Genomic DNA, 18,880 nt, shown 5'->3' with positions numbered 1-18,880 from the left:
TAAATACCTCCAACATAAAATGATTGAAAATTCATGTAACTATTTACTTAAGTAAATATCTGGATAAAAAAATTTGTTAACTACTTTCATTAGTGAATAAGATTACTCCAGTTGTATACTAACGAAAATAAAACTGTAAACACTAAAAGGGAACCTATAAAATATCCATGTTTTTTACCAGTCCAACAAAGAACTATAATTGCTAGCCCGACTCCAGAGCCTAGTAAAGCAAACCAAGGAAATGAAGAGTTATAGAAAAATAAAGCAAGTGCTAAATCTGCTACTATAAATAATGCAAAAAGTACTTGGTTTAACATTTTTAATTCTGCTAAATTGTAAGCTGACACATCTTTTCCTCTTTCTTTTATAAAAATTATCACTTAATAATCTAAAAAAATAACCGTCCTCAATTTTACTCTTATTTGTCATAAAATCTACTCATTTTAAAAAGTTTTTATATTCCGAAAAAATAATTAATTGGTTATATTGGCATAGTATAGCGGTTTATAGAGGGGGACTAGTAATAAACAATCCTAATATTAAAATGTTATTGAATAGAGGAAAGATATTATTAATAGAGAGGAGGGCATGAATATAAATATAAGTATTTACCTATTTTCATCGGTTTGTATGCTTTTTTATTATTCTTATATAATAAATAAAGTTTCTCTCCAAATTCGAGAGAAACTTTATTTTAGTTATGATCTTCTACGTTTAAAGCGAATTACTATAAAGATTAAAGCTAAGAGTATAACAATTCCGGCTAGGGAAGTTATTACAAATGTTTTGGAGTAGCCTGTTGACCGGCTCTCCGAAAATCCTTCTCGACTAAATCCAGACATAGCATTATTAGACTTTTGCCCACCATTAGGAGGCTCCATCCCCTCCGGCGCTTCAAAACCTTCTGGCATTTGCCCACCATTAGGAGGATCCATCCCCTCCGGTGCTTCCAAACCTTCTGGCATTTGCCCACCATTAGGAGGCTCCATTCCTTCCGACGCTTCAAAACCTTCTGGCATTTGCTCGCCATTAGGAGGCTCCATTCCTTCGGATGCTTCAAAACCTTCTGGCATTTGCTCGCCATTAGGAGGCTCCATTCCTTCGGATGCTAGATTTCCTTCCTCGGAAGGATTAGCTTGTTCAAGAGAGGTGGTGTTATTTTGAACGACTAATTCACCTGATAGCTGAGCTAATATAGAATCACTTCTTTGGCTTGCAAATTCTATAATTCCTGTTTCACCATATACGTCTTCCTCGAATTCATCCACGCTGAAAAAAGCTGTGGGATCTTTCTCTACGTATGGTTTAATCATTGTATGAATTTCATCTACCATAGAAGTAAATGAATCCTTGTCTAAAAAGGTAGTTGCTATCTCATTTAAATAATCTTCATATATAGTAATGTTCTCTTCATCATTTAGAAGCGCATTAACAAGAGGACGATCCTCCATTGTAACTCCGCTAACGGGCTCATAAATGCTTAAGTTAATGTTTTCTTCTGAAACAGCATTACCACCCATCATTCCCATGCCCATTTGTCCACGATTTTGTTGTCTATTCTCCAGGTTTGAGTTTGTGTCTTCTGCATCTTGTGGTAGAGTAGCTTCATTTGTTTCGGGGGCGACAGCGAGAGAGGAGTGGTTTTCGTCAGCTTCCGCTCGTTCATTTCCTTGACCCAGGAATCCAGTTTTTCCGCCACCACCAGGGGCTCCTCCAGCACCAAAGCCTCCAAAGGACATATTATAATCCCAAGGCAATATAGAGAAAATCCCTTCCTCTTCGTATAGATAGTAGTTGTGCTTCATATTTCCTTGGTAGCTATCCATATTAACAAGGGCTGTATTGGCAGCAAAGTATCGAAGCATCTCATCGATATCTAATACGGATCCTAAGTTGGAACCTTCCTCATTAATAGCACTGATAAATTTCAGAAACTCTTTCTCATCCTGATCGCTAATAGATGTCTTTGCCCCGATGCCAGAATAATCCTCATAGTTCTCCGAAATATACTGAAGGTCGCTTCCTGTACCATCAGGTTTGTATAAGGAGTCTGAGCCTTTATCGAAATTACGTGCTAGGAATGTTTCTTCTATTGCCTCAACTCCGAGGTATAGCCCTCGCTCTTCACCATTGATGGAGACGTACATGTAGGAGTAGCCTGGAGTGACGATTCCAAATTGCTCCATTAATTTATAGGACATGTATTCACGCATTTGCGATGCGTCACTGTAATTATTATTTAAATTTAATTTTTTTAATCCGTCTAAGCTTTTCGTGCTGTCATAGTAATCGAAATCAATCTTAAAGCTATATCTTTCGGAATCATCCATTTGTACGACGGAACGAAGTGATAGATTTCCTTTCGTACGAATCCCTACGTTATTTACAGTAGTCCCATTAACAGTGACGTTTGCCTCGAATATTTCTTCATCCGATGCATTTTCAATCATTGAATCAAAATCACTGTCAGCCATTTCTATGTCAACGTTAGTGACTTGTTCCTGATTGAAAACTGTATTCATGTATTGATAACCTCTATCAGCAGACTCCAATCCTAATTTCGGATATAAATATAGAAAGCTTAGAAAGAGGCATATTAGGATGATAAACACTAAGAATACATGTGATTTCTTCATGTTGTATCCTCCTTTTTATGCTGTGAAATTGCCATCATAGCTAAGCATTACAGCAGAAGAAACTCCTTCTACATCTGCAATGATATTAACGATATTTTGTTCTTCTTTTTTCAACTGAACCTCATATGTTATTTCAAAGTATTGCTTTCCAACAGCTGACTTAGATTTTACAGAATGCTTTTTCGATAAATTGCCAACTAATTTTTCTAATGTCTTTTCTGTATGAATATTGTCGTACTTTACTACTAATAAGTATGGGTCTTCAATAGATATCTTATTGACAAACAATACTAACACGACTCCAATCAAGACAGAGCCTAAAATAACAAGTGGGATAAAGCCTGCACCACATAAAATTCCTACAACAATTGCCCAGAAAAGATATATTAAATCCATTGGGTCCTTAATTGGCGTACGAAAACGAACAATTGATAAAGCCCCAACCATACCAAGAGACAATAGGACATTTGTGGAAATACCCATAATGATAAGAGAAGTAATCATTGTGATGGCAATCAATGCAATATTAAAAGAGTGAGAGTAAATGACGCCTGAAAATGTTTTTTTGTAGATAACATATATAAACAATCCAATGACAAACGAAACGAGCAATCCTATCAAGGAATCGACAAGTGAAAAACTAGCAGTTTGGTCTAAAAAGCTAGACTTGAAAATATCTGAAAATGTAGTTGTATTATTATTCATTTCAATTTCCTCCGTTATTAAATAATAAATTAGCCAAACATTCGGCCTAATTGGTATTTAGAAAAAGCACTAGCCTGTCTATCACTAACCTGTAGTAATTTTTTTATAACATCCGGCAAGAATCCATCATATTTAACCTCGACTATGACTGTTCCATAATCTAACACGTCTATCATTGGTGTATGGGGATTTAATAGGTCCGTGTTATGAAAACTTGTTTTTACATCACTGTCAAATGTAATACGGACGTTGCCTTCTTCTTTAATGAAGACTTCCCTCGTGTAATCAATGATACTGACTGGTCTTATTTGATAAAGCGTCATATGTAGATGAAGCTCGTTCAATAATTTTCGTTCATCTGCTTGCAACCAATCGATGTCACCAAGACGGATTCTTTCATACTCTTCAGGGGTGATTTGGCATTTTTCTTTATATGTCATGTTATTGATCTTCGATTTTTTTTCTAAATTTAAGTAATCGAATTTATGGTTGTACAACCTTACTCTGAATTTCTGTCTTCGGTAAAAGCCCTCCTTCTTCTCTGTAAGAATCTTATTTGAAAAATTATCAAAATAGATGCTTCGAATGAAGTACTTTCCATCTGGTCCCGCATGTGAATCCTTAGACATGACATGCTGGAGTTTATGTTTAAGGAGATAGCAATCTGCCTTTGTCATTTCATGCTTCAATTCATGTCTACCGTTCATATGTCATCCTCCTTTCCTATCTGTACAAAGTATAAAAAGCAAACCTTAAAGAAACCTTAAACTAGTTTTAAAATCTAAATAATTTCATATAAAAAAAAGCCTCAAATTCTTATTTTGAATTTGAGGCGTAAAAATTATTTATATGGAAGCTTTACTTGAAAGGTAGTTCCGCTAGATGGTTTGGAAGAAACTCTAATTGTACCGTTATGACTTTCTACTATCCATTGTGCGATAGATAATCCTAGTCCGGTGCCACCTGTTTCCTTAATTCTAGCTTTATCCTCTCTGTAAAACCGATCAAACACTCGCTTTATATTTTCTTCCCTTATACCAATACCCGTATCACTCACATCTATGGTTAGGTACTCTGGATCTTCTCTTAATACCACGTGAATCTTGTCTTGCGGTCTTGTGTACTTAAGGGCATTGTCTAAAAGAATGACAAGAAGTTGATGAATTCGGTTTTTATCAATAGAAATTGTTCGTTTGCTGTGTATTTGGGTAATAATTTCTTTTTGTTCTAGCTCTGCTAATTCGTAGAAGGGATGAATAACTTCATTAACTAAATTACCTAAGTTTACTGTCTCTTTTTGTAGTTGCTGCTCCAACGAATCTGCTCTAGCTAAAGTGAGGAGATGGGTGGTCATTATATTCATCCTGCGAATCTCCGATAAGCTTAGGCCAATACTTTCAAATTGATTCATAATTGTATCTTCAGGCTTAGTTAGCAGGTGCTCCAACTTGCTTTGTACAATAGTTAAAGGTGTACGAAGCTCATGGGAGGCATTCTCTACAAACTCAGATTGCTTGCCCCAAGAATTAATAATGGGGTTCATCGATCTTTTGGCTAAAAAATAACTTGCTGTTATCGAAAGTAAAACAAAAATGATTGTACAGATAAATAGAATCTTTATAAAGTTATTAACTATACTTTGTTCAGCTTCCACACTTATTAATAATTCAGTATAGCTTCCATTACTATTTGGATACATTAAGGAACGAAACACATAGTCATTTGCTAATTTTGTTGTCTGTATCGTCTCTATAGTCTCAAGAGAGAAAGGGAGGTCCTCAGAAAATTCATTGATAAACCTTGTCCCAATTTGTTCCTCATTTAATATTGCGCCTTCTGCATCTCGAAGCAGCACAATCATTCGTGGGTTGAATGGAACTGGCATTCTGTTGTTTGGACGTTCACTCATCTCTTTGGCTCGTAATAATTCATTGTCTACGGAGGAATACAATGTCTCTTCGACTAGCTGATAAATGATGAAAGAAAAAATGGAGAAGATTAGACTGAATGCAATAAAATTAAGTAACACTAATTTATTTTGTTGTTTCTTCAGTATGTTTTTTCTATACATTTTTTTCACCAATACTTAACATATATCCAAGGCCCCGAAAGGTTTTAAAGTATTGATCATAACCAAAAGGCTTAAGTTTTTTTCTAATGTGGCTAACATAAACCTCTACTACCGTTTGAGATGTCTCTGAATCGAAGCCCCACACTCGGTCGAATAATTGTTCCTTTGTCACAATGGTTCCCTGGTTCTTTACTAAAAACTCCAGTACATCAAATTGACGACCGTTTAGTTGCACAGACTCTCCATTAATGGAGGTCATCTTATTTATTAAATTTAATTGTAAATCCTGAAAAGAAAGGGTGTGGTCTCTGACTTGTTTATTAGATCTTCTAACAAGAGCATTCAGTCTGACCAGTAGTTCATCCCTATGAAAGGGTTTAACCAAATAATCATCTGCACCAAGATGAAAGCCCTTGACCTTATCGGAGATTCCATCCTTCGCAGTAAGCATAAGAACGGGAGTCAGAATGTTTTTTTCTCTCAGAGCTGCTAATACTTCATAGCCGTTCATATCGGGCATCATGATATCCAAAATAAGAACATCTTCGATTCCTTGCTCAGCCATGAACAAACCATCTTCACCGTTGTGAGCCATACGGACTTCAAAGGTGTCACTCACTAAGTCTCGAATACTTTCGGCCAAACGAATATCGTCCTCAATTATTAATAACTTCAAGTTATATCCTCCTACGTCCGATATCTTTATGAAAATAATAATAAACCACTCCGACAAAAAAACAAAATCCATAGTACAAAATTAGCTGCGTATGGTATGATTAAAGTTAGTAACAGGTACTAATAACAGGTGAAAACGGGAGGTTCTTATGAAGGACTTAATACAATTAAAAAATAAAAACATTGTCGTAATGGGTGTGGCAAATGAGCGAAGTCTCGCTTGGGGAGTTGCAAAATCCTTATATGAAGTAGGGGCTAATGTTATTTTTACTTATCGTAAAGAGAGATCGTTAGGTAAAATTCAAAAATTATTAAGTGCTAACGACTTGGAAGCTAAGCTAGTAGTAGAATGCGATGTTAATAGTGATGAAAGTGTTAAGTCAGCATTCGAAATGATAGGCAAGGAAGTAGGAGTCATTCATGGGGTTGTACACTCTGTTGCATTCGCCCATGCGGAAGATTTAAAGGATGATTTCATTAAAACGTCTAGAGAGGGTTATGCTTTTGCGCAAGACACTAGTGCGTATTCCTTAATAGCTGCAGCAAGAGAAGCAGCGCCTTTTATGACAGAGGGTGGATCAATTGTAACGATGACATACTTAGGAGCAGAACGTGTTTTAGAAGGATACAACGTTATGGGGATAGCTAAAGCATCATTAGAGGCTTCGGTAAAATATCTTGCACTAGATTTAGGTAAGCAAAATGTTCGAGTCAATGCGATTTCGGCAGGGGCAATTCGAACTTTAGCAGCAAAAGGTATATCTTCCTTCAACACAATTTTACACAAAATAGAAGAAACTGCTCCTTTACAAAGAAATGTAACACAAGAAGAAGTTGGCGATATGACAGTGGCTCTTCTTAGCAACCTATCTAGAGGTGTCACAGGGGAAATTGTGTACGTAGATTCTGGATATAATATTATGGGATAAATAATTTATTGAACTGTAGTTGGTATTATTCAACTACAGTTTTTTTATTTGTCCAGATTCTCTCACATTGCCCTCGATAAAAAAAGTAAACTCATAATAGCTGATTTCCGCTTTAGACGAACGCTTTTTAGCGGGTGAGCCATAAGCCGCCATCATTGCTAGAAATCGGGGAGAGAGAATAGCTTAAAAGTCGATGGCTAGCGAAATTTCATAAAAATTTAAAACTTATAAAGTTATTACTTATTAATAAAGATTATAAAAAAGAAGTTTTCTAACATACAATTTCGGGTATTTATACTAATAGAGTCGAATTAGATAAGAGGAGGAGTAAACTTGGACAAAAAGATAAATGAAAATAGTAAGAATGAACAATTAGAACAATTTCGTGTTGTAGATAAAGACAAAGCTATGACAACTAATCATGGTTTAAAAGTTTCAGAGGACGAATTTTCTTTAAAAGCTGGTGAGCGTGGTCCTACTCTTATGGAGGACTTTCATTTTAGAGAAAAAATGACACACTTTGATCATGAACGAATCCCAGAGCGAATTGTGCATGCAAGAGGGTACGGTGCTCATGGAGAATTTGAACTATATGAATCTATGAAGCCTTATACAAAAGCGAAGTTCTTACAAACACCTGGCTCTAAGACCCCTGTATTTGTAAGGTTTTCGACAGTAGCAGGATCCCGTGGCTCTGGTGAGCTAGCACGTGATGCTCGAGGGTTCTCAACCAAGTTCTATACTGAAGAAGGAAACTACGATTTAGTAGCCAATAATATTCCTGTCTTCTTCATCCAAGACGCTATTAAGTTCCCGGATCTAGTTCATGCCATGAAGCCAGAGCCTCATAACGAGATGCCTCAAGCGGCTACAGCACATGATACATTTTGGGATTTTATAGCGAACAATCAGGAATCTGCACATATGATTATGTGGGCAATGTCGGACCGAGCAATTCCACGTAGTTATCGTATGATGGAAGGTTTTGGCGTACATACTTTCCGATTCGTAAATGAAGAAGGAAAAGCTCATTTTGTAAAATTCCATTGGAAGCCATTGCTAGGAACTCACTCAGTAGTATGGGATGAAGCCCAAAAAATTAATGGTAAGGATCCGGATTTCCACCGCCGTGACCTCTATCAATCTATAGAAATGGGTGACTATCCAGAATACGAGTTCGGTGTACAAATTATTGCAGAAGAGGACGAGTTTGCCTTTGATTTTGATATATTAGACCCTACTAAAATTTGGCCGGAGGAGGATGTGCCGGTTAAGAGAATTGGGAAAATGACATTAAATCGTAATGTAGATAATGTATTTGCAGAAACGGAACAGGTTGCATTCCACCCTGGTAATGTTGTGCCAGGAATTGATTTTACAAATGACCCTCTTTTACAAGGAAGATTGTTCTCTTACACAGATACACAGCTTATCAGACTAGGGGGACCTAATTTCCACGAGCTACCTATTAACCGTCCAGTTTGTCCGTTCCATAATAATCAGCGAGATGGATATGGTCGACAAACGATAAACGTAGGACAAGTTAGCTATCATAAAAACTCATTAGCTAACAATACTCCAACACCAGTTAGTGAGGCCAAAGGTGGATATACACACTATCAAGAAAAAATAGATGCACACAAAGTAAGAGCTCGTAGTGAAAGCTTTAAGGATCATTTCTCTCAGGCAACGATGTTCTGGAATAGTATGAGTCAACCTGAAAAGGAACACATCATTGATGCATTTAGCTTTGAACTTGGTAAATGTGTAGAGAAGTCTGTACGTGCGCAAGTATTAGAAATGTTTGCTCATGTAGATTTAGAAATGGCGAGCAAGGTAGCAGAAAATCTTGGTATGGTTGTTCAAGGGACAGCTGCCAATACAGTAACTAAATCCTCGCCAGCGTTAAGCCAGCTAAATACAGTGATGAAGCCAGATACTAGAAAAATAGCTATACTAGTAGGCGATGGCTTCGATGAGGAGCTATTGAGCATTATAGATGGCTTAAAAGCAAAAGGAGCTCTCCCGCTAATTGTTAGTGATCATCATGGCAGTGTGACGGGAGCAAATGGTACAAGCTTACCTGTCGATCATACATTCTTAACCGAGGATTCTGTTTTATTTGACGCAATTTATGTGGCTAGTGGAGATGGAAAAACTCCAACGTTTAAGAAGAATGCTATGTTGTTTGTACAAGAGGCATTTACACACTATAAACCTATTGGATCTACTTTTAGTGGAGACGAAATTTTAGAAGAGATGGGACTTGTAGGTCAAATTGGTGTATTTGCAAATGACAAAACACATTTTGTTGACACTTTCATTGATGCAGTGGCGAAACACCGCTTCTGGGATCGAGCTGTTTAATAAAGTTATAGTAACAATAGTAATTAATGAAAAGGTATGTCCGATGATAAAGGGCATACCTTTTTAAAATAAATTACATTTCACTTTACTAAAAAAAAGAGAAATACATAAAATTTTGTATTTAAATGGCGTATATAAGGGCATTGCTTACATAAGAAGGAATACCATTATTGAAAAGAGAAGTACTAGAGGTACTAAAAGGAGGAAAAGTGTATGCATTATGTAATCATTGGTGGGGATGCAGCGGGGATGAGTGCTGCTATGGAGATTGTCCGTAATGATCCAGACGCTCAAATTACCACACTTGAAAAAGGAAATATTTATTCGTACGGTCAATGTGGGTTACCTTACGTTGTTGGTAAAAAGGTGTTTTCAACAACAGATGTTATAGCACGCAGTGTGGAGATGTTCCGGACCAAATACAAGATAGATGCAAAAATTGGACATGAAGTGACCAAAGTAAACCCTGTAAACCAAACAGTTACTGGTAATGTCTTAGGAAGCGGAGAAAGCTTTGAGATTAAATATGATCGTCTATTAGTAGCTACAGGGGCTAGTTCAGTTGTACCTGACTGGGAGGGTACACAATTAGATGGGATACATACGTTTAAAACAATTCCTCAAACGGAGGCGTTAATAGCCGATTTAAAAGAAGTAGAACATGTAACCATCATAGGTGGAGGATATATCGGCTTAGAAATGGCAGAAAATATAAAGGAAATTGGTAAAGAGGTTCGAATTATCCAACGAGGAGAACAGTTAATGCCAATCCTTGATCCTGAGATGGCAGATATGCTACATCAAAAAGCAAAGGAAAAACAAGTGGAGCTTAAACTAAATGAGGAAGTTCGATCATTTACTGGGAAGGGACGAGTACAATCTGTAGTGACTGACAAAGGGACTTATTCGACAGATTTAGTGTTGATAGCAATTGGAATAAAACCTTCAACCTTTTTCCTAAAGAATACGGGAATAGAAACTCTTTCAAATGGAGCTATTATCGTAAACGAATATATGGAAACAAGCATCCCATATATATACGCTGCAGGTGATTGTGCTACACATTATAATCGTATCAAACAAAAAAACGATTATATCCCTTTGGGTACTACTGCCAATAAACAAGGCAGACTAGCTGGGTTCAATATGGTTGGTAATAAAATACCTTTTAAAGGTATTGTCGGCACCTCTATTATGAAGTTCTTCGAATTGTCAATTGGTAGAACAGGACTATCAGAAAAAGAAGTAAAGGAATTAGACATTCCCTTTGAAACAAGTACGCTGGAGGCAACAGATATTGCAGGGTATTATCCTGGTAAAGAGTTAATGACGATTAAATTGCTTTATCGTAAAGAAGATCAGTTGCTTCTAGGTGGACAGATCGTGGGTGGACATGGGGTAGATAAGCGTACCGATGTTTTAGCTACTGCGCTATACCATAGCATGAAGCTTCCTGACTTATTAGATTTGGACTTAGCGTATGCCCCTCCGTTTAACGGGGTTTGGGATCCTATACAGCAGCTGGCTAAAAGGAATTTTGATAAGAATAAATAAAGAAAAGTGGGAAACAGGAAATGCTAATAGAGTCAAAGGGATTTAATATTAGGGGTATCTCCTATACAGTCAGATCTGCGAGTCAATTAGATGCCGACCAACTGTCTAAGGTAAGGCTGCAAATAGATGGAGAAACACAAAACCTAGATAGAGAACAAGGGGAAGCGTTTATAGATAAAGAAGGATTTAAAGAATTAATAGAAAATGATTCCCAATCTGATAAAAATCTTTTTTTAGTAGCTGAAGTGAATCATCAGATTGTTGGATTCTCAAGGTGTGAGGGAAGCGATTTAAAACGATTTGCCCATAAAGTAGAATTTGGAGTCTGCGTCTTGAAAGAATACTGGGGATTAAGAATTGGAACAAATTTTTTAAAGGAATCTATTGCTTGGGCAGATGCCAATGATATTAAAAAGATTGCGTTAAGCGTATTACATACGAACGAGAAGGCAATTGCCCTATATCAAAAATATGGTTTCGAAGTAGAAGGAATTTTAAAAAACGATAAAATGCTAGCTGAAGGGGAATATTATCATACCGTTGTAATGGGTAGAAGTATGGTTTAAAAAAATAGTTGACTATTCAAAACTTGTTGAATATACTATTAAAAATCAATTTAACTTTTTTAGGCAAAGAAAAGGACATGAGTCATTTAGATAATTTCTTATTAGAGAGCAGGGTCGTCGGCTGAAATCCCTGTAGGAAAAACGAATGATTTACCACCTTGGAGCTATTATGGTGAACAGTAAGTATCCATAATCGGGGAACCGTTATCTTCATTTTGAGGCAATTCACTTTAAGAATTGCAAAATTAGGGTGGAACCACGACCACACTCGTCCCTTTACCAGGACGGGTGTGGTTTTTTGCATGAGTAATTTTATATTTGAGCTGTGAAAAGGACACGAATCATTCAATATTTTCTATTTAGAGAGCAGGGTCACCGGCTGAAAGCCCTGCGAGAAAGTAGAATGGTTTACCACCTTAGAGCTATTAGGGGGAACGCTATTACTGCTAGTATCCGTAATCGGGAAACCGTTATCTTTTATGAGAGTCGTATTTTTATTAAGTACGACAAAATAGGGTGGAACCACGACCACATACGTCCCTTGACCGGGACGGGTGTGGTCTTTTTGATTTTATTTAAAAAATAGGAGGAATTTATTATGTCAGTAAAAGCAGAGGAAAGATTAAGTCACCAAAAATTGGGTCAGCAATTAGAATTATTTATGTCCATGGAGGAAGCGCCGGGTATGCCATTTTATTTGCCGAAAGGAATGATTTTACGAAATGAGCTTGAAAAAATTTGGAGAGAGAAGCATCAGCGAACAGGCTACCAGGAGATAAAAACTCCTATTATGATGAAGCAGGAACTCTGGGAAAAATCAGGTCACTGGGACCATTACCATGAAAATATGTATTTTGCAGATGTAGATGAACAAAAATATGCTATAAAGCCAATGAATTGTCCTGGAGCAGTATTAATTTTTAATAGTAAAAGAAGAGGGTATCGAGAGCTGCCTATACGATATGCTGAGCTAGGATTAGTACATCGCCATGAGCTTTCAGGGTCACTGAATGGACTATTACGTGTTAGAGCATTTACTCAGGATGATGCACATTTATTTGTTCTGGAAGATCAGATTGAGAGTGAGCTTGCTAAGGTGTTAGATCTAGTAGATGAATTCTATAAGGAGTTTGGCTTTAGCTATAAGGTAGAGCTATCGACTCGTCCGGAAGATTTTATGGGCTCCGTAGAGGCATGGGATCAGGCAGAAGAAGCACTAGAATCTGTACTAAAAAGCAAACAAGTCGATTATCAAGTAAACGAAGGAGATGGAGCCTTTTATGGTCCTAAGATCGACTTTCATATACTTGATTCGCTTGGACGAAGTTGGCAGTGTGGAACAGTACAACTTGATTTTCAAATGCCTGAAAAATTCAATTGTCAGTATGTCGATGAGAATAACCAATTGCGTCAGCCTATCATGATTCATCGTGCCATCTATGGCTCTATAGAACGTTTTATGGCTATTTTATTAGAACACTTTCAAGGCAGTTTCCCTCTCTGGCTAGCACCAGTACAAGTAAAAGTCTTACCCATTGCAGATGCACATGTCGCTTATGCAGAAGATGTAAAGCAACAGCTAGAGCAGAAGGGATACCGAGTGGAGATAGATGACCGTGTAGAAAAAATAGGACTAAAAATAAGAGAGGCGGCAATGCAAAAGCATCCTTACATGCTGATTATCGGAGACCAAGAAATGGAGAAGCAGATTGTTTCCGTTAGGAAGCATAAAGCTGGAAGTCTTGGTGAAATGAAAGTGGAAGCTTTTATTGAACAGCAGCTAGGACAATAAATCGCGAAGTTGGTCAAAGCGAGTAAGCTGTAGTAAAAAGAGTGAGGATTGTCGCAAATCTGGTCAAAACGAGTGAGAAATGCGTGGATTGTAGTAAACTACCGCTACATTGTCGTAAAGCATGGCCAGATTGTCGTAAAAACCGTGGGGATTGTCGTAAACGGGGTCAAAACGAATGAGTAATGCGTGGATTGTAGTAAACTACCGCGGCATTGTCGTAAAGCATGGCGGGATTGTCGTAAAAACCGTGGAGATTGTCGTAAATCTGGTGAATACGAGTGAGAAATGCGTGGATTGTAGTAAACTACCGCGACATTGTCGTAAAGCATGTCTAGATTGTAGTAATAATAGTGAGGATTGTCGTAAACGGGGTCAAAACGAGTGAGAAATGCGTAGATTGTAGTAAACTGCCGCGTTATTGTCGTAAAGCATGGCCAGATTGTCGTAAAAACCGTGGGGATTGTCGTAAACGGGGTCACCTAGAGCAGTTAAGCTCCCAAGTTTCGCAGAGAAAAGGATTTTAAAGCTTCTATCTCGAATAAATGCTAAAGAGGGGGTATAGCAAGATGAAATGGCTTGTATTGTTTGCAGGAATTGTTTTATTAGGAGGTAATATTTATGGTGTATACGACATGTATCAGCCAAAAGTAGGGCCTCTAGGCGATGTGAAATTTTCTGCACATGTTTGGATTAGCATCTTTGTTAGCGCATTAGTAGGAATTCTTGCGATTGCTCAATTCTTTATATTATTGGGCTATGATCTACGTAAGAAGAGGTTTCCGAGGATGGAAACAGAACGATTTTTATTGCGCCAAATAGAAGCAAACGATGCGACAGAGGTATTCCATTATTTTTCACAGGACGAGGTCATGAAATATTATGATTTAGATGTCTTGAAGGATATTAGCGAAGCAAGAAAAATAATTGATAACTGGCAAAAAAGGTACCATAAAAATGAGGGGTTACGTTGGGGAATAGCAACTAAGAAAGACAATAAGATTATAGGAAGCTGCGGCTATCATAATTGGGAAAAAGAACATTTTAAGGCGGAAATCGGTTTTGAGGTTACGCCAGAGTTTTGGAGAGCTGGAGTAATGACAGAGGTTTTAGAGCCAATTTTAAAACATGGTTTTGAAAAAATGGATCTGCATAGAATTGAAGCACTATATGACCCGGAGAATATTGCTTCGAGAAGAACTTTAGAAAAGGCAGGATTTGTGTACGAGGGAACATTAAGAAAATCAGCATTTGAAAAAGGCCGTTTTTGTGATGCTGCTATTTGCTCCTTATTAAAAGAAGAGTTTGCGAAATAGCAGCAAACCCTCCACTTTATATATTAATATTTTACCCAGCTTAGTCCAGTTGTACCTTCCCCTGCGTGAACTCCTACACAGGCGCTCAATGGGATAACAATTACCTTTAGCTTAGGGAATTCCTGCAGAATTTCTTCTCTCCAGGTTTTAGCATCTTTCAAATTGTTGCAATTAATCACGGCGACTTCTGGAATTTCAGCTTTTTTCATATCATTTCGAAGTAAGTCCATTACATAATTCTTAGCTCTTTTATCAGCACGTACTTTTGCTTTCATAACAACTTTTCCGTTATCAAAGGAAATGACCACTTTTATATTTAATAGATTACTCAGAAAGGCTTTAGTGCCAGATACACGGCCACTTTTATGGAGCTGAGTTAAGCTAGATGGAATAAAGGACAATTCGGAGTTTAATGTCATGTTTTCAATATGATTCACGACTTCCGCTACGTCATGGCCTGCCTCTACCATGCTTTTTCCGACTTCGAGCATTTTGACCATCGGATAAGAGCCTATCTTAGAGTCTATTGAATACACTTTAAAATTTGCCATTTTAGAGGCGGTTTGTGAACTGTTGTAGGTTCCTGACAACTCACTGGAAGTGTGGACAGCAATAGCACATTCGTATCCTTGTGCTTTCAAGTCTTTATACAATTGTACCATCTCACCAATCGGAGGCTGAGATGTTTTAGGATGAACTTTGGCGGTTCTTAATTTGTCGTAGAATTCATCGTGTGTCATATCAATTGTTTCTTTGAATGCACCCTCTTCAAAAACAATATTTAATGGCAAGACATGTATATTATGTTTTTCTATAAATGATTGTTCCAATAAAGCAGCAGTATCAGTTATCCAAGCAACTTTTTTATTCACAGTTTGATAATCTCCTCACTAAAAATTAATTTGTTAGCGCTAATGTAACCTAGTCTTATTTATTGGAATAGTGTTACTTGTCATGTTTTGTCGAAATTTCGGAACCTGGGACATATTTTGAACATATTTAGAAGGAGGAAACAACAGTGGGATATGTATTGCCGCATCCTGTTCATGACATAATGCAAAAATATTTACAGGCATTAAATGCCTCCTTACCAAGTGCCTTTATTGAAGGTGTTTATATGTATGGTTCTATTGCGTTAGGAGCTTTTGATGAAAAGAAGAGTGATGTAGACTTTATCGTTTTATTAAAAAGATCGGCAAATGAACAAGAAGTAGAAATTATAAAAGAGATCCATTTTCAAATATCTAAAGAGAAATTAGGGGCTCGGATGGATGGAATGTATATTCAAACAGCTGACCTGGGTAAAACAAATGATATTCTCCTGCCGTATCCTTATTGCTCAGATGGTGAAGTAAAAGTTGGCCATTGGGATATCAATCATGTTACTTGGTGGATTTTAAAGAAACATGGGATTGCATTACAAGGAAGACCAATTCATGAGTTAAACATTTCTACTAAATGGGAGGATGTCTTAGGAACGTTAAAATATAACATCAACGAATATTGGTATAAGAAATCAAAAGAAATACCTAATTCAGTGCCTGATGATATGGTGGAGTTTGTTACAACTACTATTTGTAGAATTCTTTATTCTCTAAAGTTCCAACAAATCATTTCAAAAAAAGAAGCACTAGAAAAGGGATTAGTTATATTACCTTTTCGATGGCATACTTTACTAAAAGAAGGGATGAGGATTCGGTCATCAGAGCAGCTCCCCTCACTATTCGACACAGAAAGCTCTCGTGCAGAAACCTGCAAAGATTTTATATTATACACACACGAAATATGTAATGAAGGTTATTTTTTGGAGGTTTAGGAATGGATATTAGAAGATTAACAGATGTAGATGCCATTGCTTATTGGGAACTAAGGCTAGAGGCTCTGCAAAACAGTCCAGAAGCATTTGGAACAAGCTATGAAGAGGCTCTTCAAAGAGAAAATCCAATTGAACGAGTAAAAGGTAATTTTGAGGTAAATGGCAATTACACGTTCGGTGCGTTTGAAGAAGATAAATTAATTGGTATGGTTACTCTAGCACAAGAGAGTTCCTTAAAAATGAAGCATAGAGCAAATATTTTTGCAATGTATGTAAGCTCAAAGGGAAGAAGAAAAGGTGTAGGAAAGGCCCTAATGGAGCGAGCCATTAACCAGGCAAGAGAAACTAATGAAATAGAAAAGATTAATCTATCTGTTGTGTCGAATAATGAATCCGCAAAAAATTTATATTTACAATTAGGTTTTAAGGTATTTGGAGTAGAAGAAATGGCTTTAAAGGATAGAGACGTCTATTACGAAGAACATCACATGACACTTATTCTAAATTAAAGGAGATAATTTAATGGAGGAAAAATCAAGTAACTTAGAAAAACAAGGGGGAAAGCTACCATTGTTTCAATCCCCAGTCCGTTCCATTTTCGAAAAGTTTTCCAGAGAAAAAGATGTGTCTCTTATATACGGAGAACCAATTGTATTGGAGAACAAAAGGATCTTACCTGTTGCCAAAGTTAATTATTTTGTAGGTGGAGGCGGAGGTGGAGGTGACACGATTTCCGATGAAGAAAATTCTACAGGTCAAGGAGAAGGAGGCGGTGGTGCCTTTTCGATAAAACCGGTTGGAGTATATGAAATCACTGCGGAGGAAGTTAAATTCAAGCCTGTCCTTCCGTTTAATCAAATACTTACTGTTTTTTCAGTAGTCACGCTAGGGATTGTTTTCTTGTTGAGAAAAAGATGTAAATAGATAGGGAAAGAACGCTTCCTTCTAAAGGTTAGCGTTTTTTCTATGCTTCAACCATTGAACAAACGTTAGCAGAAGCATGACAAAAATAGCCCCGCCTGTATCTAATAGAACATCCTGAAAAAGGGCAGATCGTCCACTCGTAAAGGATTGATGGAATTCATCTGCGACTGCTAGAAGAAAGGTAATCATTATTGCAGTAAGTTTTCGATACTTTCTCTTCGGCAAAGCAATATAAATAGCTAAACTAATCAAACCAAAATAAAAAAAGTGGACTCCTTTTCTTATTAAGAATTCGACAAATGCATAGTAGCCACGTTCCTCGACAGAGACATAGAATCCCCAATAAGGAATATGAAATAATGATAAAAAGGACTCCAATGGCTTGTTTGGAAGCCATTCTTTAAGCACGGCCTCCAAAGACTGTTGCTCGGAAGTCTGCCCGGAGGCTATAAATACAAAGACAAGTAAAAGTAAAAGTGGAATAAATTTTTTCATATAAAAACAGTAGCATAAATTGAATGAGAAACAAAATAATTGCAGACTTTATAGCTAATAAAAGAGTAAAAAGCTGGTTGTTTCACAAGCTTCTATCACCAATTGAAAGGCTATGGTACACTTACGATAAGTGAATAATTTTTGCAGGGAAAAGGTGCTGACTTGTCAGCTTAATTAGGGAATTCGGTGAAAAACCGAAGCTGTATCCGCAACTGTAAATGCTGATGAAATAAGAAAAATACCACTGTTGGCTAAAAGCCAATGGGAAGGTTCTTAGAGTAAAATGATGCATGAGCCAGGAGACCGGCCTTTTCTTGAACGTATAAATACTCTTCGGAAGTTAAGGGGTTGTACGGCACGTTTCTATTTTCGATTAAATTTCTAACGATAAATAGGTATTGCGCCGCCCTTTTTTAGGGTGGCGTTTTTTTGTGCTGTAAGAAGTTGAGTATTGTATTGCCGAAAATTCACAAATAACTTGGAAAGGGGGCAGAGCATTGAAAAAAGACATGCGATATATTTGTTATCCATTTATGAGAGAAAAGCCGTCTACAGTAGACTTTGAGATTCGAACAGACTCATTGACCACACGTATTGGATTGGCCGCATCTTTAACAAAAGATATTCCAAGAGTTTACGAGGATTTAATGTATCTGGCACCGATGGCATATCACGTAAATGGTTCTGTTAGAGGGAAGCTAGCAATCAATGAAGAGGATTTACAAATTCTAAGTGATATGTATGATTTCTACGTAAGTGAAGTGGAAGGAAGAGTAGATATATTCGTACTTCCACAAGGCTCAACAGCTGCATGTGAATTACACGTGTGTCGTAGTGAAGCAAAAAAATCTGTAAGGGCTTTACATAAAGTTTCATTAGAAAGAGAAGTACCAGAGATTTTGTTTGATTACACACAGCTATTAGCAAATGTATTGTTTGCAATGGCGGTATATGTAAATAAGCATCATGGAGTAGAAGAGATTCAATTTGTCAGTAAATCATATCCGATGAGAAATAAGAAAAAAGTGGAGGATTAA

Annotated in this window: 20 protein-coding genes, 1 riboswitch and 1 other annotated feature; of the genes, 12 read left to right on the top strand and 8 right to left on the bottom strand. The window is 37.1% G+C overall.

Going from position 1 to position 18,880, the window contains the following annotated elements; translation table 11 throughout:
• Positions 1 to 89 precede the first annotated feature (89 nt).
• The 6 genes from MKY94_RS19200 to MKY94_RS19175 all read right to left on the bottom strand — a co-directional run bounded on the left by MKY94_RS19200 (position 90) and on the right by MKY94_RS19175 (position 6,088).
• A complete protein-coding gene (locus tag MKY94_RS19200; RefSeq protein ID WP_342577619.1) occupies positions 90 to 380 on the bottom strand; it encodes a hypothetical protein in 291 nt (96 codons plus the stop codon).
• Between the two features lie 318 nt (positions 381 to 698).
• Complete coding sequence (locus tag MKY94_RS19195; protein ID WP_342577618.1) at positions 699 to 2,636, bottom strand: CotH kinase family protein; 1,938 nt, start codon at positions 2,634 to 2,636, stop codon at positions 699 to 701.
• A 15-nt stretch (positions 2,637 to 2,651) separates the two neighbouring features.
• The gene (locus tag MKY94_RS19190; protein WP_144539287.1) at positions 2,652 to 3,341 is read right to left on the bottom strand and encodes a DUF4956 domain-containing protein; all 690 of its coding nucleotides are present in this window, start codon (positions 3,339 to 3,341) and stop codon (positions 2,652 to 2,654) included.
• 29 nt (positions 3,342 to 3,370) lie between these two features.
• Positions 3,371 to 4,048, bottom strand: a complete 678-nt coding sequence (locus MKY94_RS19185) for a polyphosphate polymerase domain-containing protein (protein ID WP_340863879.1) — start codon at positions 4,046 to 4,048, stop codon at positions 3,371 to 3,373.
• Between the two features lie 134 nt (positions 4,049 to 4,182).
• Entirely contained in the window at positions 4,183 to 5,412 is a 1,230-nt protein-coding gene (locus MKY94_RS19180; protein WP_191697540.1) for an ATP-binding protein, read from the bottom strand.
• Positions 5,405 to 6,088 carry a response regulator transcription factor gene (locus tag MKY94_RS19175; protein WP_191697539.1) on the bottom strand — a complete coding sequence of 228 codons (684 nt, stop codon included), beginning with the start codon at positions 6,086 to 6,088 and terminating at the stop codon, positions 5,405 to 5,407. Before MKY94_RS19175 ends, MKY94_RS19180 begins: the two co-directional genes overlap by 8 nt.
• Before the next feature lie 148 nt (positions 6,089 to 6,236).
• On the opposite strand from MKY94_RS19175, the gene fabI reads away from it, so the two are divergent.
• The 8 genes from fabI to MKY94_RS19135 all read left to right on the top strand — a co-directional run bounded on the left by fabI (position 6,237) and on the right by MKY94_RS19135 (position 14,608).
• Positions 6,237 to 7,016 carry an enoyl-ACP reductase FabI gene (fabI, locus tag MKY94_RS19170; RefSeq protein ID WP_144539295.1) on the top strand — a complete coding sequence of 260 codons (780 nt, stop codon included), beginning with the start codon at positions 6,237 to 6,239 and terminating at the stop codon, positions 7,014 to 7,016.
• A 333-nt stretch (positions 7,017 to 7,349) separates the two neighbouring features.
• Positions 7,350 to 9,383, top strand: coding sequence for a catalase (locus tag MKY94_RS19165; RefSeq protein WP_342577617.1), 2,034 nt, complete (start codon positions 7,350 to 7,352; stop codon positions 9,381 to 9,383).
• A gap of 213 nt (positions 9,384 to 9,596) precedes the next feature.
• Positions 9,597 to 10,937 (top strand): CoA-disulfide reductase, encoded by a 1,341-nt coding sequence (locus MKY94_RS19160; protein ID WP_144539299.1) that lies wholly within the window; start codon positions 9,597 to 9,599, stop codon positions 10,935 to 10,937.
• Between the two features lie 20 nt (positions 10,938 to 10,957).
• On the top strand, positions 10,958 to 11,503 hold the full coding sequence (locus tag MKY94_RS19155; protein ID WP_340863877.1) for a GNAT family N-acetyltransferase: 546 nt from the start codon (positions 10,958 to 10,960) through the stop codon (positions 11,501 to 11,503).
• Positions 11,504 to 11,560: 57 nt separating this feature from the next.
• Positions 11,561 to 11,782: a binding site (T-box leader), on the top strand.
• Between the two features lie 319 nt (positions 11,783 to 12,101).
• Positions 12,102 to 13,295, top strand: a complete 1,194-nt coding sequence (gene thrS, locus MKY94_RS19150) for a threonine--tRNA ligase (RefSeq protein WP_342577616.1) — start codon at positions 12,102 to 12,104, stop codon at positions 13,293 to 13,295.
• 48 nt (positions 13,296 to 13,343) lie between these two features.
• On the top strand, positions 13,344 to 13,478 hold the full coding sequence (locus MKY94_RS19145) for a hypothetical protein (protein ID WP_342577615.1): 135 nt from the start codon (positions 13,344 to 13,346) through the stop codon (positions 13,476 to 13,478).
• Complete coding sequence (locus tag MKY94_RS19140) at positions 13,471 to 13,680, top strand: hypothetical protein (protein ID WP_151112292.1); 210 nt, start codon at positions 13,471 to 13,473, stop codon at positions 13,678 to 13,680. The genes MKY94_RS19145 and MKY94_RS19140 overlap by 8 nt, the downstream gene beginning before the upstream one ends.
• Positions 13,681 to 13,861: 181 nt before the next feature.
• Positions 13,862 to 14,608: a GNAT family protein gene (locus MKY94_RS19135; protein ID WP_342577614.1), complete on the top strand. Its 747-nt coding sequence runs from the start codon at positions 13,862 to 13,864 to the stop codon at positions 14,606 to 14,608.
• A gap of 23 nt (positions 14,609 to 14,631) precedes the next feature.
• Here MKY94_RS19135 and MKY94_RS19130 read toward each other — a convergent pair whose 3' ends face one another.
• Positions 14,632 to 15,480 carry a DegV family protein gene (locus MKY94_RS19130; protein ID WP_342577613.1) on the bottom strand — a complete coding sequence of 283 codons (849 nt, stop codon included), beginning with the start codon at positions 15,478 to 15,480 and terminating at the stop codon, positions 14,632 to 14,634.
• A 146-nt stretch (positions 15,481 to 15,626) separates the two neighbouring features.
• Between MKY94_RS19130 and MKY94_RS19125 the strand changes: the two genes are divergently transcribed.
• The 3 genes from MKY94_RS19125 to MKY94_RS19115 are packed head-to-tail and all read left to right on the top strand — an operon-like array spanning position 15,627 to position 17,348.
• Positions 15,627 to 16,424 (top strand): aminoglycoside adenylyltransferase domain-containing protein, encoded by a 798-nt coding sequence (locus tag MKY94_RS19125; RefSeq protein WP_342577612.1) that lies wholly within the window; start codon positions 15,627 to 15,629, stop codon positions 16,422 to 16,424.
• A 2-nt stretch (positions 16,425 to 16,426) separates the two neighbouring features.
• Positions 16,427 to 16,933, top strand: coding sequence for a GNAT family N-acetyltransferase (locus MKY94_RS19120; RefSeq protein WP_342577611.1), 507 nt, complete (start codon positions 16,427 to 16,429; stop codon positions 16,931 to 16,933).
• A gap of 13 nt (positions 16,934 to 16,946) precedes the next feature.
• Entirely contained in the window at positions 16,947 to 17,348 is a 402-nt protein-coding gene (locus MKY94_RS19115) for a spore germination protein GerW family protein (protein WP_144539311.1), read from the top strand.
• Between the two features lie 21 nt (positions 17,349 to 17,369).
• Here the strand turns inward: MKY94_RS19115 and MKY94_RS19110 are convergent, their stop codons facing one another.
• A complete protein-coding gene (locus MKY94_RS19110; protein ID WP_191697534.1) occupies positions 17,370 to 17,843 on the bottom strand; it encodes a VanZ family protein in 474 nt (157 codons plus the stop codon).
• A gap of 135 nt (positions 17,844 to 17,978) precedes the next feature.
• A riboswitch (cobalamin riboswitch) is annotated at positions 17,979 to 18,170 on the top strand.
• Between the two features lie 170 nt (positions 18,171 to 18,340).
• Between MKY94_RS19110 and MKY94_RS19105 the strand changes: the two genes are divergently transcribed.
• Positions 18,341 to 18,880, top strand: a complete 540-nt coding sequence (locus MKY94_RS19105) for a hypothetical protein (protein ID WP_342577610.1) — start codon at positions 18,341 to 18,343, stop codon at positions 18,878 to 18,880.

This window comes from Psychrobacillus sp. FSL K6-2843 (assembly GCF_038626375.1).
Taxonomy (GTDB): Bacteria; Bacillota; Bacilli; order Bacillales_A; family Planococcaceae; genus Psychrobacillus; species Psychrobacillus faecigallinarum.
The sequence above is the reverse complement of the archived record's forward strand: the minus strand, read 5'-3'. Positions and strand labels throughout refer to the sequence as shown.